This window comes from Variovorax sp. GW821-FHT10D07, from assembly GCF_059415325.1.
On the sequence record NZ_JBWKMZ010000015.1, the window covers coordinates 83,159 to 97,868 of the forward strand.

General features: G+C 69.4%; 14 protein-coding genes. 8 read left to right on the forward strand and 6 right to left on the reverse strand.

Annotated elements, in window-relative coordinates:
* Window positions 1-23: 23 nt before the first annotated feature.
* The 4 genes from AC07PU_RS33675 to AC07PU_RS33690 all read left to right on the forward strand — a co-directional run bounded on the left by AC07PU_RS33675 (window position 24) and on the right by AC07PU_RS33690 (window position 5,160).
* Window positions 24-1,007, forward strand: coding sequence for an ABC transporter ATP-binding protein (locus AC07PU_RS33675; protein ID WP_479671714.1), 984 nt, complete (start codon window positions 24-26; stop codon window positions 1,005-1,007).
* Complete coding sequence (locus AC07PU_RS33680) at window positions 1,004-1,816, forward strand: ATP-binding cassette domain-containing protein (protein ID WP_495322583.1); 813 nt, start codon at window positions 1,004-1,006, stop codon at window positions 1,814-1,816. The genes AC07PU_RS33675 and AC07PU_RS33680 overlap by 4 nt, the downstream gene beginning before the upstream one ends.
* Before the next feature lie 120 nt (window positions 1,817-1,936).
* Window positions 1,937-3,433: an ABC transporter substrate-binding protein gene (locus AC07PU_RS33685; protein ID WP_495322584.1), complete on the forward strand. Its 1,497-nt coding sequence runs from the start codon at window positions 1,937-1,939 to the stop codon at window positions 3,431-3,433.
* Between the two features lie 239 nt (window positions 3,434-3,672).
* Window positions 3,673-5,160 (forward strand): ABC transporter substrate-binding protein, encoded by a 1,488-nt coding sequence (locus AC07PU_RS33690; protein WP_479670774.1) that lies wholly within the window; start codon window positions 3,673-3,675, stop codon window positions 5,158-5,160.
* A 182-nt stretch (window positions 5,161-5,342) separates the two neighbouring features.
* Here AC07PU_RS33690 and AC07PU_RS33695 read toward each other — a convergent pair whose 3' ends face one another.
* Entirely contained in the window at window positions 5,343-6,206 is an 864-nt protein-coding gene (locus AC07PU_RS33695; RefSeq protein WP_495322585.1) for a LysR substrate-binding domain-containing protein, read from the reverse strand.
* Between the two features lie 111 nt (window positions 6,207-6,317).
* On the opposite strand from AC07PU_RS33695, the gene AC07PU_RS33700 reads away from it, so the two are divergent.
* The 3 genes from AC07PU_RS33700 to AC07PU_RS33710 all read left to right on the forward strand — a co-directional run bounded on the left by AC07PU_RS33700 (window position 6,318) and on the right by AC07PU_RS33710 (window position 9,819).
* Entirely contained in the window at window positions 6,318-6,716 is a 399-nt protein-coding gene (locus AC07PU_RS33700; RefSeq protein WP_495322587.1) for a tautomerase family protein, read from the forward strand.
* 43 nt (window positions 6,717-6,759) lie between these two features.
* The gene (locus AC07PU_RS33705; protein WP_495322588.1) at window positions 6,760-8,136 is read left to right on the forward strand and encodes a tetratricopeptide repeat protein; all 1,377 of its coding nucleotides are present in this window, start codon (window positions 6,760-6,762) and stop codon (window positions 8,134-8,136) included.
* Window positions 8,137-8,229: 93 nt separating this feature from the next.
* Window positions 8,230-9,819, forward strand: a complete 1,590-nt coding sequence (locus tag AC07PU_RS33710) for an N-acyl-D-amino-acid deacylase family protein (RefSeq protein ID WP_495322589.1) — start codon at window positions 8,230-8,232, stop codon at window positions 9,817-9,819.
* Between the two features lie 6 nt (window positions 9,820-9,825).
* Here AC07PU_RS33710 and AC07PU_RS33715 read toward each other — a convergent pair whose 3' ends face one another.
* Both AC07PU_RS33715 and AC07PU_RS33720 read right to left on the reverse strand, forming a co-directional pair.
* Window positions 9,826-10,524 carry a histidine phosphatase family protein gene (locus AC07PU_RS33715; RefSeq protein ID WP_093347366.1) on the reverse strand — a complete coding sequence of 233 codons (699 nt, stop codon included), beginning with the start codon at window positions 10,522-10,524 and terminating at the stop codon, window positions 9,826-9,828.
* 44 nt (window positions 10,525-10,568) lie between these two features.
* Window positions 10,569-11,177: a Yip1 family protein gene (locus AC07PU_RS33720; protein ID WP_495322590.1), complete on the reverse strand. Its 609-nt coding sequence runs from the start codon at window positions 11,175-11,177 to the stop codon at window positions 10,569-10,571.
* Window positions 11,178-11,299: 122 nt separating this feature from the next.
* Between AC07PU_RS33720 and AC07PU_RS33725 the strand changes: the two genes are divergently transcribed.
* Window positions 11,300-12,010 (forward strand): alpha/beta fold hydrolase, encoded by a 711-nt coding sequence (locus tag AC07PU_RS33725; RefSeq protein WP_495322591.1) that lies wholly within the window; start codon window positions 11,300-11,302, stop codon window positions 12,008-12,010.
* Window positions 12,011-12,043: 33 nt separating this feature from the next.
* On the opposite strand, the gene pcp is transcribed toward AC07PU_RS33725, so the two are convergent.
* Genes pcp through AC07PU_RS33740 form a run of 3 tightly spaced genes read right to left on the reverse strand, consistent with a single transcriptional unit; the run spans window position 12,044 to window position 14,572 of the window.
* On the reverse strand, window positions 12,044-12,736 hold the full coding sequence (gene pcp, locus AC07PU_RS33730; RefSeq protein WP_495322592.1) for a pyroglutamyl-peptidase I: 693 nt from the start codon (window positions 12,734-12,736) through the stop codon (window positions 12,044-12,046).
* 35 nt (window positions 12,737-12,771) lie between these two features.
* The gene (locus tag AC07PU_RS33735) at window positions 12,772-13,032 is read right to left on the reverse strand and encodes a hypothetical protein (RefSeq protein WP_495322593.1); all 261 of its coding nucleotides are present in this window, start codon (window positions 13,030-13,032) and stop codon (window positions 12,772-12,774) included.
* A gap of 19 nt (window positions 13,033-13,051) precedes the next feature.
* A complete protein-coding gene (locus AC07PU_RS33740; protein WP_495322594.1) occupies window positions 13,052-14,572 on the reverse strand; it encodes a PA0049 C-terminal domain-containing protein in 1,521 nt (506 codons plus the stop codon).
* Between the last annotated feature and the right edge of the window lie 138 nt (window positions 14,573-14,710).

Here is a 14,710-nt window from a genome sequence, read left to right on the forward strand (position 1 = left end):
GCGACATGGCAACCAACAACCCCATGCCCCTCCTCGAAGTCGACAACCTCCACATCGGCCTGCAGACCCAGCGCGGCCCCGCCCAGGCCGTGCGCGGCGTCTCCTTCTCGCTCGAGCGCGGCCAGACCCTCGGCATCGTGGGCGAGTCGGGCTGCGGCAAGTCCATCACGGTCATGTCCCTCATGGGCCTGCTGCCCGCCACCGCCAAGGTCACCGGCAGCATCCGCCTGGACGGCCAGGAGCTCATCGGGCAGCCCGAGTCGGCCCTGTGCCAGATCCGCGGCAACCGCATCGGCATGATCTTCCAGGAGCCGATGACGGCCCTGAACCCGGTCCACACCATCGCGCGCCAGGTCGGCGAGCCGCTGCGGCTGCACCGGGGGCTCACCGCCAAGCAGGCCCGCGCCGAGGCGCTGAACCTGCTGCAGCGCGTGGGCATTCCCGACGCGGCTTCGCGCCTGGATGCCTATCCGCACCAGTTCTCGGGCGGCCAGCGCCAGCGCATCGGCATCGCGATGGCGCTGGCCTGCGGGCCCGACCTGCTGATCGCCGACGAACCCACCACGGCCCTGGACGTGACGATCCAGAAGCAGGTGCTCGACCTGATCCAGAACCTGGTGGCCGAGATGGGCATGGCGCTGATCCTGATCTCGCACGACCTGGGCGTGATCGCCAACAGCGTGCAGCGCATGCTCGTGATGTATGGCGGCAGCGTGGTGGAGAGCGGGCCGACGCGGGCGCTCTTCGCGAACCGGGCGCATCCGTACACCAAGGGGCTGTTCGCGGCACGGCCGGTGATCGGGGCGCCCAAGGGGCAGCGGCTGGCCACCATCCGGGGCAGCGTGCCTGAACTGGTGGACCTGCCCGCGGGCTGTCCGTTCGCGGGGCGCTGCAGCTACACGGTCGATGCCTGCCAGTCGACGCGACCGCCTGCGGTGATGCTGCCCGATGACCATGCGGTGCGCTGCATCCGACTCGACGAGATCGAAGCGGAGGCCGTGGCATGAGCACGACCACCACCAACACACCGCTGCTGCAAGTGACCGACCTCGTTCGCCACTACGCGCTGCCGCGCGAGAAGCTGCTGGGCCCGCCGCCCACGGTCAAGGCCCTCAATGGCGTGAGCTTCGAGGTGCAGGCCGGGCGCAGCGTGGGGATCGTGGGCGAGTCAGGGTCGGGCAAGTCGACCATCGCTCGGCTCGTGATGGCCCTGGACAAGCCCACCTCGGGCAGCGTGAAACTCGAGGGGCGCGAGTTGCATGCTCTCTCAAGAGACGAACTTCGCACGGCCCGACGCGACTTCCAGATGGTCTTCCAAGACCCCTACGGCTCCCTCGACCCGCGCCAGACGGTCGCACGCATCGTGGCCGAGCCGCTCGAAGCACTGGCCCAGATCTCGAAGAAGGAGCAGCGCGAGCGCGCCGCCGAATCCCTCGCCGCCGTGGGCCTGCGCCCCACCGACCTCGACAAGTACCCGCACGAGTTCTCGGGCGGCCAGCGCCAGCGCATCGCGATCGCACGGGCGCTGATCACCCGCCCCAAGCTCATCGTCGCCGACGAGCCCGTGAGCGCCCTGGACGTCTCCGTGCAGGCCCAGGTGCTCAACCTCATGCAGGACCTGCAGCAGCAGTTCGGCATCAGCTACCTGCTCATCAGCCATGACCTGGCCGTCGTCAACCACCTGTGCGACGAAGTCTGCGTGGTCTTCAAGGGGCAGATCGTCGAGCGAGGCACGCCGCAGGAGCTGTTCGCCAACGCACAGCATCCGTACACGCGCACGCTGCTGGGCGCCGTGCTGCAGGCACCGGGGCACTGAGCGCGCCCGTCATGCAACCAGGGCATAAGCATCTGGTTGCGCACCGGGCCTCTCCTCGCGGATGATGCGGCGCGCCCGGAGGGCGCATGCCCCCGCCACCGCTCAAAGGACCGCCCGCCCATGCTTCACAGACGCACCCTCCTCGCCACCGGCGCCGCCGCGCTCGCGCCCCTCGTGCTGCCGGCCGGCGTCCTTGCACAGGCACGCCGCAAGGACACGCTGGTGCTCGGCCTCACGCTCGAACCCACCGGCCTCGATCCCACGGCCAAGGCCGGCGCCGAGATCGCCGAGGTGGTGCTCTACAACGTCTTCGAGACGCTGACCAAGATCAACTCCGACGGCAGCGTCACGCCGCTCCTGGCCGAGAGCTGGGAGGTCTCGCCCGACCTGCGCACCTACACCTTCAAGCTCAGGCGCGGCGTCAAGTTCCAAAACGGCGAGGCCTTCGACGCGAACACGGTCAAGTTCTCGTTCGACCGCGCCTCGGCCGCCAACAGCACCAACAAGGACAAGCGCTTCTTCGCCAACTTCACGACCCAGGCGCTCGACGCGAACACGGTGGTGCTGATCGCCAAGGAGATCGAGCCCGACCTGCTGTTCCAGCTCGGCCAGGCCTCGGCGATCGTGGTCGAGCCCAAGTCGGCCGAGGGCAATGCCACCAAGCCCGTGGGCACCGGCCCCTATCGGCTCGAGAACTGGGCCAAGGGCTCGTCGATCGTGCTCGCGAAGTGGGACGGCTACCGCCATGCCGACGCGGTGCAGATCCGCCGCGCGAGCTTCCGCTTCGTCTCGGAACCGGCCGCGCAGACCACCGCGCTGCTGTCGAACGACATCGACCTGTTCCCGCATGCCTCGGTCTCGCGCAGCCTCTCGCAGTTCCAGAACGACAAGCGCTTCCAGATCCTCTTCAACGCCTCGCGCGGCAAGTCCATCCTCGCGATCAACAACAAGCGCAAGCCGCTCGACGACGTGCGCGTGCGCCGCGCGATCGCGGCCGCGATCGACCGCAAGGCCGTGATCGACGCAGCCATGGACGGCCGCGGCATCCCGATCGGCAGCCACTACGTGCCGACCGCGCCGGGCTATGTCGACACCACCGGCATCAACCCCTATGACCCCGCGAAGGCCAAGCGCCTGCTGGCCGAGGCCGGCGTGAAGCTGCCGCTGCAGCTCGACCTGGTGCTGCCGCCCCCGCCCTATGCGCGCCAGGGCGGCGAGCTGATCGCCGCACAGCTCGCGCAGGTCGGCATCGTCGCGAAGATCCAGAACGTGGAGTGGGCGCAGTGGATCAGCGGCACCTACGGCAACAAGAACTACGACCTGTCGGTGATCCTGCATGTCGAGCCCTTCGACCTCGTGAACTACACGCGCCCCGAGTACTACTGGGGCTACCAGTCGGCGAAGTTCGACGAGGTGTTCGAGAAGTCGCGCAACGCGCCGCGCGAGGCCGACCGCCTGCGCCTGCTGGGCGAGGCGCAGCGCATCCTGGCCGAGGACTCGGCCAACGTGTTCCTCTACCAGCCGCAGCTCATCACCATTGCCGCGCGCGGCCTGCGCGGCCTGTGGAAGGACGCGCCGATCTTCGCCAACGACATCGCCGCGATGTCCTGGGCGTGAGTGGCCGCTGACCTTTCTCAGCGCCGCGCATCCGGGAACCTCCCGAGGAAAAAGCGCCGCGCCACGGCGTCGCCGGCGAGCGCGCTGCGCGAGAATGCTTTTGGCTGCACGGCGTGGCATCTTTCCTGCTGCGCCGAGGATCTCTCGCGGCGCAGCGCCTTGATTCGGGGCGCGCCGCCTCCTCATCCCCTCGAGGCAGCCCTTTGCCTTTCCAGACGTTTTTCCGGAGATCACCACGTATGTTGAACCGTCGCACCCTCCTCACCACCGCTGGCGCCACCGTGGCCCTGGCCACACCGCTGGCCGGCCTGGCCCAGGGACGGAAGGACGCCATCGTGATCGGCATGGCGCTCGAGCCGCCGGGCCTCGATCCGACCGCGGGCGCCGCGGCCGCGATCGCCGAGGTGGTGCAGTACAACATCCTCGAGACGCTCACCAAGATCAACGCCGACGGCAGCGTCACGCCGCTGCTGGCCGAGAGCTGGGAAGTCTCGCCCGACCTCAAGACCTACACCTTCAAGCTGCGCCGCGGCGTGAAGTTCCAGAACGGCGAGCCCTTCAACGCGGCCACGGTCAAGTTCTCGTTCGACCGCGCCGGTTCGGACAAGAGCACGAACAAGGACAAGCGCACCTTCGCCAACCTCAGCACGCAGGCGACCGACGACTACACGGTGGTCGTCATCAACAAGGAGATCGACCCCGACCTGCCCTTCGTGCTGGGCCAGGCCACCGCGGTGATCGTCGAGCCCAAGAGCGCCGACGGCAACGCCACCAAGCCCGTGGGCACCGGCCCCTACAAGCTCGACAACTGGGTCAAGGGTTCCTCGATCACGCTGAGCAAGTGGGACGGCTTCCGCAATCCCGGCAACGCGAAGATCAACAAGGCGACCTTCCGCTTCATCTCCGACACCGCGGCCCAGGCCGCGGCCATGCTCTCGGGCGACGTCGACATGTTCCCGCGCATCGGCACGCGCGTGGTGCCGCAGTTCAAGGCCAACCCGCAGTTCCAGACCATCCTGGCCGGCTCGCGCGCCAAGACCATCCTCGCGATCAACAACCGCAAGAAGCCGCTCGACGACGTGCGCGTGCGCCGCGCGATCCTCGCGGCCATCGACCGCAAGGCCGTCATCGAGGGCGCGGCCGACGGCTTCGGTGTGCCGATCGGCAGCCACTACGTGCCCGGCGCTGCCGGCTATGTCGACACCACCGGCATCAACCCCTTCGACATCGAGAAGGCCAAGAAGCTCTTGGCCGAGGCCGGCGTGAAGACCCCGCTCGAGCTCAAGCTGACCCTGCCCCCGCCGCCGTATGCGCGCCAGGGCGGCGAGGTGATCGTGGCCCAGCTCGCCAAGATCGGCATCGTGGCGAAGGTGCAGAACGTCGAGTGGGCGCAATGGCTCAGCGGCACCTACGGCAACAAGGACTACGACCTGTCGATCGTCTCGCACGTCGAGCCCTTCGACCTCGGCAACTACGCCAAGTCGGACTACTACTGGGGCTACCAGTCGAAGGCCTTCGACACGCTGTTCGACAAGATCAAGACCACCGCCAACACCGCCGAGCGCAACAAGCTGCTGGGCGACGCGCAGAAGATGCTGGCCACCGACGCGGCCAACGGCTTCCTCTACCAGCCGCAGTTCCCGACCGTGGCGAAGAAGAACGTCAAGGGCATCTGGAAGGAAAACCCGATCTTCGTGAACGACCTGTCGGCCCTGTCCTGGGGTTGAACACAAGCCTCCTTCGCACAGCCATCTGAACACGAGAGACGCCGCACAACGCAGCGCCCCTCGTGCACAGGATGCCGGGTACTCCCCGCAGCGAAATTAAGGAGGAGGCCGAAGGCCGGGGGACATTCGCGGAGGGGAGTACCCGGCGTCCTGTGCACGCGCCCGCGACGCCAACAAAGAACTCACCCCAACTGCACAGCCAGCATCTCCCGCGCCCGCGCCACGAATTCTGTCTCCCCCCTGCGCCCCGGCAGGAACTGGAAAGCCACGCGCGGCAACGCCGGCAAGCCATGCGGCGCCGCGAGCCGCGCCACCCCTTCGCCGATCGCCGACTCGTTGAGGCAGGCCACCCCGAGCCCCGCCGCCAATGCCGACTGCAGCCCCGCCACGCCCGAAGCCACATGCGCAAGCACGTAGGGCACATGCCGGCGCCGCAGCAACGCCACCGTGAACTGGTGCAGCGAGCAGGTGTCGGGCAGCACCAGCAGCCGCACCGGCTCGCCGCGCACCACCCGCATGCCGGCCGCGCCCAGCCAGGCCAGTGATTCGCGCCGCAGCACCGCCGGGCTGCCCGGCGGCGGCGTCGACACGCCCGCGATGTGCATCGCCAGCGCCACGTCGAAATCGCCGTGCGCATAGGCCGCGCGCAGCTCGTCGCTCTTGAGGATGCTCACGTGCAGCCGCACGCGCGGATGGCCCTGCGCGAGCCGCGCCAGCAGCTGCGTCAGGTCGCCCGGACGGAAGTAGTCAGTGACCGCGAGCCGCAGCTCGCCCGCCAGCGTCTCGCCATGCAGGTCGCGGAAGGCCTCGTCGCTGAGCGCCAGGATGCGCCGCGCATGGACCAGCAGCCGCGCGCCGGCCTCGGTCGGCGACACCCCGGCCTTGCTGCGCGTGAGCAGCGACTGGCCCGCGCGCTCCTCGAGCTTGCGCATCTGCTCGCTGACCGAGGACTGCGAGAGGAAGACCCGCGGCGCCGCGGCCGTGAGGCTGCCCGCATCGACCACCGCCACCAGCGTGCGCAGCTGTTCCAGATCGAATCCCTGCATGGCTCATCCATCCGTTATTCCGATGGGTTTCATCATATCTTCCCGCTTTTCCGATGACGAGGCGCTGCCCACAATCACCCCATCGACCACCCATCCACCAAGGAGTCCGCCATGCCCCACATCGTCGTCCACCTCTCCGGCCAACCCGATGCCGACCTCACGCGCCAGACCGTCGACGCCGTCGCCGAGCTCACCCAGAGCGTGCTCGGCAAGCAGCTGCCGGTGATCGCCATCACCGTGCAGTACATCGCCGCCGAGACCTGGTTCATCGGCGGCCAGTCGATGGCCGCGCTCGGGAAGTCGGCCTTCCACCTCGACATCAGCATCACCGACGAGACCAACACCAAGGCCGAGAAGGCGCGCTACCTGCGCGAGGTCCATGCGGCCATGGCCAAGCTGCGGCCGAACCTGCACGAGGTCTCGTACATCCACGTGATCGACGCGCGCGGCGCGGCCTACGGCTACGGCGGCAAGACCCAGGAGTACCGGCATCAACAGGCCGGGGTCTGAGGCCGCGCGTTGAAGCCGCCGCGGGGGCATGGCACGATGCGCCATGCCCTCCGCCAGCCCCACGTCGAACACCGTCCGCCACGCCGACAGCCTCGGCAATCCCCTCACCCTCGACGACGCCACCAGCCTGCCGCTGGTCGACGATTTCGTCATGGGCTTCATCTCGAGCGAGGCCCGCGCCGTCAACCTGCTCGCCGCCACCGAGGACGACACGAGCCCCATCGTGCAGGCCTACGGCGCCACGCTGCACCTGTTCGCCGAATCGCGCGAGGCCGTGGCCAATGCACGCCCCTTCCTCGACAAGGCACGCGAGCAGGCCGCGCGCGCCACGCCGCGCGAGCAGCGCTACATCGCCGCCATCGAGGCCTGGGCCGACGGCGACATCGCGCGCGCCATCGCGCTGCATGCCGAACAGGCGCGCGAGCATCCGCGCGACCTGGTGTCGCTCAAGCTCGGCCAGTACCACTGCTTCAACACCGGCGACTGCCCCGGCATGCTGCGGCTCGCGCTCGCGGTGCTGCCGCATGCGGCCGAGGTGCCCTACGTGCACGGCATGGCCGCCTTCGGCTACGAGCAGTGCCACCTGATGCGCGAGGCCGAGGCCAGCGCGCGCCATGCGATCGCCCTGTGCCGCAAGGAGCCCTGGGCCCACCATGCGCTCGCGCACGTGATGCTCACCGAGGGCCGGCTCGCCGAGGGCCTGGCCTTCATGGAGAGCGTGAGCGACACCTGGGTCGGCCTCAACTCCTTCATGGTCACGCACAACTGGTGGCACGTGGCGCTGTTCCTCATCGACCTGGGCCGCGGCGACGAGGCGCTCGCGGTCTACGACCGCCGTGCCTGGGGCGTGGTCAAGGAATATTCGCAGGACCAGATCGGCGCCGTCTCGCTGCTCGCGCGGCTCGAGCTCGCGGGCGTCGACGTCGGCGATCGCTGGAACGACGTGGCAACGCACCTGCTGCAGCGCCAGGCCGACCACGTGCTGCCCTTTCTCGACCTGCAGTACCTCTACGGCCTGGCGCGCGCGGGCCGGCCCGAGGCCGACATGCTGCTGGCCAACATCGAGGCCTTCGCGCCGCATGCGCCGGCCTCGACGCGCGCGGCCTGGCAGCGCGTGTGCGTGCCGGCCGCGCATGGCCTGCGCGCCCATGCGCGCGGCGACCTGGCCGCGGCGATCGACGGGCTCGGCACCGCGCTGCCGCGCATGATCGAGATCGGCGGCAGCCATGCACAGCGCGACCTGTTCGAGCAGGTCTACCTCGACGCGCTGGTGCGCAGCGGCACCGAGGCCACGCTGACCGGCGCGCAGGGCATCCTGCAGCAGCAGGTCAACGGCCAGCCCGAATCGCTGCGGCTGCGCCGGCAGGCGGCCGAGGTCTACCGACGACTGGGCCTGCCGGAGGTCGCCGCGCGCTCATGAGTTCAGGACATGGGGCGTGCCGCAAAAGGAATTGGCGGCACGCGCGGGGCGACTCCACACTGGCCGGCGTTTCCACCCGTGCCCACATCGCCCATGCAGACCTCGCTCATCGCCCTGGCCGCGCTAGCCTTCCTCGCACCCTCGCTCCACGCCCAGCCGGCCGACGCACCGGTCGAACTCGACCTGCTGCTGCGCGGCGGCACCGTCTACACCGGCGACGATGACCGGCCCGTGGTCGGCGACGTCGGCATCGCGGGCGACCGCATCGTGTTCGCGGGCCGCGCGATGCCCGCGCAGTTCAAGGCGAAGCGCACCATCGACGCCACCGGCATGGTGGTGGCGCCGGGCTTCATCGACGCCCACACGCATGCCGACACCGACCTGCATTCGAACGACGCGCGCAAGCGCCTCAACATCCCGTTCCTGACCCAGGGCGTGACCACGGCCGTGATCGGCAACGACGGCTTCGGCGGCTGGGACATCGCGGCCCAGGCGCAGCGGCTGCGCGCCGTGCCGGTGGGCACCAACGTCGCGATGTACGTCGGCTTCGGGCCGGTGCGCACCAGCCAGCTCGGCGAGGCCAACCGCCAGCCCACGCCCGAGCAGCTCGAGGCCATGGGCCGCCACGTGAGCCAGGCCATGTGCGAGGGCGCGCTGGGCCTGTCGACGGGGCTGTTCTATCCGCCGCAGAACTTCTCGAAGACCGAGGAGGTGATCGCGCTCGCGAAGGTGGCGGCGCGCCATGGCGGGCTCTACGACAGCCACATCCGCGACGAGTCCATGTACAACATCGGGCTCAAGGGCTCGATCGACGAGGTGATCCGCATCGGCCACGAGGCGAAGCTGCCGGTGCACGTGGCGCACATCAAGGCGCTCGGCGTCGACGTGCAGGGCCAGAGCGGCGACATCATCGAGCGCATCGAACGCGAGCGCGCCAAGGGCCTGGACATCACGGCCGACCACTACCCATGGACCGCCTCGAGCACCCGCTTCTCGGCCGCGCTGATTCCGCCCTGGGCCATCGATGGCGGCCGCGCCGCGCTGCTGCAGCGCTTCGACGATGCCGCGGTGCAGGAGCGGCTGCGCGGCGGCATGCGCGAGAACCTGCGGCTGCGCGGCGGGCCCGACGCGATCCTGTTCTCGGCCGGCAGCACGAAGTACGTGGGCAAGACGCTCGCGCAGGTCGCGAAGGACACGAACGCCGACCCGGTCGACGCAGCCATCGCGGTGCTGCGCGACGGCGACCTGATGATCGCCTCGTTCAACCAGAGCGACGACGACGTGCGCGCCTTCATGAAGCGGCCCTGGGTCATGACCTCGTCGGATTCCTCGCAGGGCCATCCGCGCGCCTACGGCACCTTCGCGCGCAAGTACGAGCAGTACGTGGTGAAGGAGCACGCGATCTCGCTCGCGCAGTTCGTCCACAGCAGTTCCTCGCTCACGGCCGACACGCTGGGGCTGGTGCAACGCGGCCATCTGCGGCCCGGCTACTACGCCGACGTGGTGGTGTTCGATCCCGCGCGCTTCGCCGCGCGTGCCACCTACACGCAACCGACGCTGCTGTCCGAGGGCGTGCGCACGGTGCTGGTGAACGGCCAGCTCGCGGTGGACCAGGGTCAGCCGACGGGCGTCGGCGCGGGCCGGCCGCTGCTGCGCACGCCGAAGGCCGGCAGCTGCGGCTGAGCCGCTTCAGTCCTTGCGCTGGAGGTGCCGCGTCTGGTCGTAGGTCGGCTGCGGCGGCAGGTCGGCCAGGTGCCGCGTGTCGGCCCACTCGACGATCTCGATCGCCTCGGGCGCCGCGGGATCGGCGATGCGGATGCGGTTGAAGCCGGCGTTGGGAATCTCGCTGCGGCGCGGACCGCTGAGACTCAGGCCGTGCGCGGTGCGCCACACCATGTCGAGCACGCCGCCGTGCGTGACCACGATCAGGTGCTGCCCGCGGTGCGCGCTGGCGATGGTGCCGAGCGCCGCGACGATGCGCGCATGGAACTCGCGCGGCGTCTCGCCCTCGGGCATGGCGTGGTCTTCGCGGAACTCGAGCCACTCTTCCCAGGCGCGCGGATGCAGGGCCTGGATCTCGTCGGAGCGCATGCCCTCGACGATGCCGAAGAACTGCTCGCGCAGCGAGGCCGTGGTGGCGATCGGCAGCGAGAGCTGCGAGGCGCCGGGCGCCGCCGTCTGCTGGGCCCGCAGCAGGTCACTGCTGATCACGTGCTGCACCGCGGTTTCCTGCGCCAGCCGCAGCCCGATGCGGCGCGCCTGCTCGTGGCCCATGTCGTTGAGCGGCACGTCGGCATGGCCCTGGAAGCGCAGTTCGCGGTTCCAGGCAGTCTCGCCGTGGCGGATGAGGATGATGTCGGTGGTGGTGTCGGGTTTGGGCGTGGGCATCGACCGCCATTGTCCCACCACCGGCACCCGCGCAGGGTGCGCTTTCAGGCCAAGGCCAGCGGCAGCGCGCCCAGTCGCAGCGCCGGCGAAGGCGTGAGCAGCGAGAGCACCCACGCGATCGTGAAGCCGCCGACGATGGCGCAGACCACCACCACCGCGGTGTAGGGCAGCGCGCGATCGGCCGGGCACTTCATCAGCACCGGCAGGCCGAGGTAGATCAGGTAGATGCCGTAGAGCCCGCACAGCGCGCCCAGCACCGACAGCGAGGGCAGCAGGCTGAAGACGCCGCCGACCAGCGAGGCGGTGGAGGCATAGACCGCAAGCTTGAGCGCGGCGACCGGGCTCTGCACGCCGTCGAAAGTGGGCGCGAGCGCATCGACGATGAGGCCGATCACGAACACCACCACGAGCGACAGCACGTAGCCCACCACCATGTTGACCAGCCCCGCGAGCAGCGGCACGCGGAAGCTGACGCCGAAGGCGCCCATGCCGATCACCGACAGGCCGATGAAGCCGGCCACGGCCGGGATCAGCGCGAGGATCATCAGGTAGTTCTTGTAGAGCGAGGCGGCGTCCTCGGGCTCGGCATCGATCATCGGCCAGGTGGCCTTGGGCTTGAGCAGGATGTCCTGCACGCGTTGAACCAGGTTCATGGAAGTCGAAGGAAAAGGAGAAGGGGTGGCGGCGCGAGTATGTCGAGCCGCGGCGCGTCTGGCTGCTGGCCAGGAAGCCTATGCCGATGCGCCGGGATGGCCTCCTCGCGCAGAATCCCGGCATGCCTGCCACCCTCGTACTTCTTCCCGGCCTCGCGTGCGACGCGCGCCTGTGGGACGCCCAGCTCCCCGCCCTCCCCTCCTCGCTCTCGCCGCGCGTGAGCGACGTCCAGCTGCGCCACGCCACCATCGAGGGCATGGCCGCGGCCGTGCTGGCCGAGAACCCCGGCCCGCTGGTGCTGTGCGGCGCCTCGATGGGCGGCATGGTCGCGATGGAGGCCGCGCGCCAGGCTCCCGGTCGCATCGCGGGCCTGGCCCTGCTGGGCACCAGCGCGCGGCCCGAGACGCCCGACATGCGCGCGCTGCGCGAAGGCGCGATCGAGTACTTCGCGCGCGGCGAGCTGCGCGAGGTGATCGAGCCCAACGTGTTCTTCGCCTTCCATCCGGCCCAGGCCGCCGACCCGGTGCTGGTGCAGCGCTACCTCGACATGGTGCTGGGCGCCGGCGCCGAGCAGCTCACGCGCCAGAACCGCGCCGTGATGGCCCGGCCCGATGCGCGCACGCACCTCGCGTCGCTGCGCGCGCCCGTGCTGCTGATGTGCGGCGACGACGACCGCCTCGCGCCGCCCGAATGCACGCGCGAACTGGCGGCGCTGCTGCCGCAGGCGGAAGTGGTGTGGGTGCCGCATTGCGGCCACATGCTGACGATGGAAAAGCCGGCTCTGGTCAACGACGCGCTCAACGGCTGGCTCGCGAAGCTGTTCGCGGCCTGAGCGCCGAGCCGAGCCCGGCCAGCCTCAGTGAACTCAGTGAAGCAGGCCGCCGGTCTCGGCGATATCGCGCTCGACCTCGAGCGCGGTGCGCACCGCGATGCGCAGCGCCTCGACCAGGGTCGCGAGCGCCATGCTCGGCGCGCCCGGAAAGTTCGCCGCCTGCTCGGGCAGGTAGGGGATGTGGATGAAGCCACCGCGTACGCCCTGCACGCCCCGCTGCGCACGCTGCGCGAGCTGGTGCATCAGGCCATAGAAGATGTGGTTGCAGACGAAGGTGCCAGCCGTGTTCGACACCGAGGCCGGCACGCCCGCGGCGCGCAGGTCGCGCACCATGGCCTTGATCGGCAGCGTCGAGAAATAGGCCGCGGGGCCCTCGGGCGCCACCGGCACGTCGACCGGCTGCTGTCCCGCGTTGTCGGCGATGCGACCATCGTCGATGTTGATCGCCACGCGCTCGGGCGTGACCTCGGCACGGCCGCCGGCCTGGCCGATGCACAGCACCAGCCGCGGCTTGAGTTCGTCCATCGCCTCGGCCAGCGATTCGATGGCCGCGCCGAAGACGCAGGGCATCTGGCGCGCATGCACCACCGCGCCGGCGTGCTTCCAGCCATCGAGCGCGCGCACTGCTTCCCATGAAGGATTGATGGCCTCGCCGCCGAAGGGCTCGAAGCCGGTCAGCAGCACGCGCGATGGTGGAGAGGTTCGGGGCGTCTTCGGCGAGGTCATGGGACCGACGTTACCGCAAGCGCCCCCTGGCGTCGCTACTTCCTGGGCGCGAGGTCGAGCGGATTGGCGGGCAGGTCATTGCGCGCGGGCTTGGGCTTCTGCTCGGTCTTGCATGTGGCGTCGAGGAACGGGCCCGACAGCCGGTCCCAATCGGAGTTGATGACCTGCTGGAAGCACACGATCTTGCCGTTGTCCTTGTGCTTGAACAGATAGAACCCGCCGGTGGGTTGGGACAGCGCCGGACCGCAGCTCAGGGCCGTGCCGAGAGCGAATGCGAAGGCTGCGATGAATTTCATGGTCGGTTCTCCCGGGAAATCACAGAGCGGGCGGTGAGGCCAGGCTCTTGGCCACCTCGATGACCAGGTTGCGGGACTGCGCAACGATCTTGTCACGGTGGGTCTCGAATTCCGGATCGGTGACGCCCCTTGGAATCTTCATGGTCGGCGTGTGAATGTGGCCTGCAGGAATGTCGAGCCGGAAGACGTCGCGCAGCAAGGTGTTGCGATACGCGCTGGCGTTGGACAGGTAGTTGCCGCCCCCGCCCTGCAGCGCGCAGTTCAGCTCTTGCGGATTCGGCTTCGTTCCCTCGGGCGGAAAAAGAGCGTCGAGGGTGCACTCTATGACATCGTAATCGTCGTTCCGAGCCACTTTCCAGTCGCCCGTGGCCGCATCGATCATTCTCTGGAACGGCAGGCTTGCGACGGTGAACTGCGACGGCGCATCCTTCGACCATGGCGTGGGCGAATACCCCAACCAGCGTTCCGGCGGGTTGATCTCGCAATCCTGGTTCGAGGGAAGGCCGGTGCACGGAGGCCTCAGGTTGTCGTTGCCGGCGGCGGAGAAGTGATAGCGCCCGTTGTAGTGCTCCAGGTCGAAGCTGTTGCGCCCCTGGCTCATGGTGATCGACGCATCGACGCGCTTGCCGCCGGGCTTGAACCAGGGCCCCAGCGTGTCCTCCTGCATGCCGGCGAGGAACGGACCGTAGTTGACGGGCAGGATGAAGGTGCGGATCACCGCGGTCGTGCCGTCGGCCAGCGCCACGGTCTGGCCATCGAGCGAGAGGATGGTCGCGCCCGAGGGGTTGCCTCTGAGCAGTCCGATGTCGCCGGACTCGACCCCGGCATCCGAACTCGGCTCGCCGAGCGAGAACGGATCGAAGCCGCTCACCAGGATCCGCCTGTGGCCCGCGCCTTCGGGAAAATCGATCGACAGCTGCCCGCGCGATGCACGCTCGAACTCGTTCTGCAGCGCGGCGCGCTGCGCGTCCGTCAACGCGAACTCGGGCTTCCACTGGCGCAGCGCGAGCGTCATCGTCAGCCGTGCCCAATAGAGCATGCGGTCATCGCTCTTGGCCAGCGTGCCCTGGACCGACCGGCCCTGCACGCGGTCGAGCGCCGCCTGCCAGAGCTTGCGGCCCTCGGCGTGCAGCAGCGCCACCGCCTCGTCGTAGCTCGAGGCGCCGGCCAGCCCGTCGCTGCAGAGCTTCGCGGCGAAATCGGGGCCGAAGCGATCGAATCCGCTGGCCTGCAGCAGTTGCTGCGAATAGCTCAGTGCATCGCTGGCGGCGATCTTGTTCGGCAGGCGCCGCTCCTCGTAGGAGGCCTCCACGGCGCTGTCCATCGCGCACTTGGCGCGCACGGCCGGTGGTGGTGGCGGCGCGGGCGGCGGCGGTGCCGGTGGGGCGGGCGGCTGCGTGCCACCGGCGGCGGCGATCGCCGCCAGCACCGCCGGGTCGACACCCCCGCCCCCACCTCCGCCACCGCAGCCGGCGACCGCCAGCGCACAAATCCCCAGGGCGGCACCGATCCTGGCGCGCCTTGCCTTCGCTTTCTTCATTCGATCTCTCCCTGATCCAGTACCTGACAGCAACGAAAAACAAACCAGCAACCCGCTGGCACGGCTCCTGCAGCGTTCGGTCAGAGACCGAAGCTGCCGCCGGGGGGCGGGTTGCACCGCTTACGTGTGCGACAAGTT

Excerpts from the sequence above, each read along its gene's own strand:
- AC07PU_RS33675 (WP_479671714.1), top strand. The coding sequence starts at position 24 with ATGCCCCTCCTCGAAGTCGACAACCTCCACATCGGCCTGCAGACCCAG.
- AC07PU_RS33680 (WP_495322583.1), top strand. The coding sequence starts at position 1,004 with ATGAGCACGACCACCACCAACACACCGCTGCTGCAAGTGACCGACCTC.
- AC07PU_RS33685 (WP_495322584.1), top strand. The coding sequence starts at position 1,937 with ATGCTTCACAGACGCACCCTCCTCGCCACCGGCGCCGCCGCGCTCGCG.
- AC07PU_RS33690 (WP_479670774.1), top strand. The coding sequence starts at position 3,673 with ATGTTGAACCGTCGCACCCTCCTCACCACCGCTGGCGCCACCGTGGCC.
- AC07PU_RS33695 (WP_495322585.1), bottom strand. The coding sequence starts at position 6,206 with ATGCAGGGATTCGATCTGGAACAGCTGCGCACGCTGGTGGCGGTGGTC.
- AC07PU_RS33700 (WP_495322587.1), top strand. The coding sequence starts at position 6,318 with ATGCCCCACATCGTCGTCCACCTCTCCGGCCAACCCGATGCCGACCTC.
- AC07PU_RS33705 (WP_495322588.1), top strand. The coding sequence starts at position 6,760 with ATGCCCTCCGCCAGCCCCACGTCGAACACCGTCCGCCACGCCGACAGC.
- AC07PU_RS33710 (WP_495322589.1), top strand. The coding sequence starts at position 8,230 with ATGCAGACCTCGCTCATCGCCCTGGCCGCGCTAGCCTTCCTCGCACCC.
- AC07PU_RS33715 (WP_093347366.1), bottom strand. The coding sequence starts at position 10,524 with ATGCCCACGCCCAAACCCGACACCACCACCGACATCATCCTCATCCGC.
- AC07PU_RS33720 (WP_495322590.1), bottom strand. The coding sequence starts at position 11,177 with ATGAACCTGGTTCAACGCGTGCAGGACATCCTGCTCAAGCCCAAGGCC.
- AC07PU_RS33725 (WP_495322591.1), top strand. The coding sequence starts at position 11,300 with ATGCCTGCCACCCTCGTACTTCTTCCCGGCCTCGCGTGCGACGCGCGC.
- pcp (WP_495322592.1), bottom strand. The coding sequence starts at position 12,736 with ATGACCTCGCCGAAGACGCCCCGAACCTCTCCACCATCGCGCGTGCTG.
- AC07PU_RS33735 (WP_495322593.1), bottom strand. The coding sequence starts at position 13,032 with ATGAAATTCATCGCAGCCTTCGCATTCGCTCTCGGCACGGCCCTGAGC.
- AC07PU_RS33740 (WP_495322594.1), bottom strand. The coding sequence starts at position 14,572 with ATGAAGAAAGCGAAGGCAAGGCGCGCCAGGATCGGTGCCGCCCTGGGG.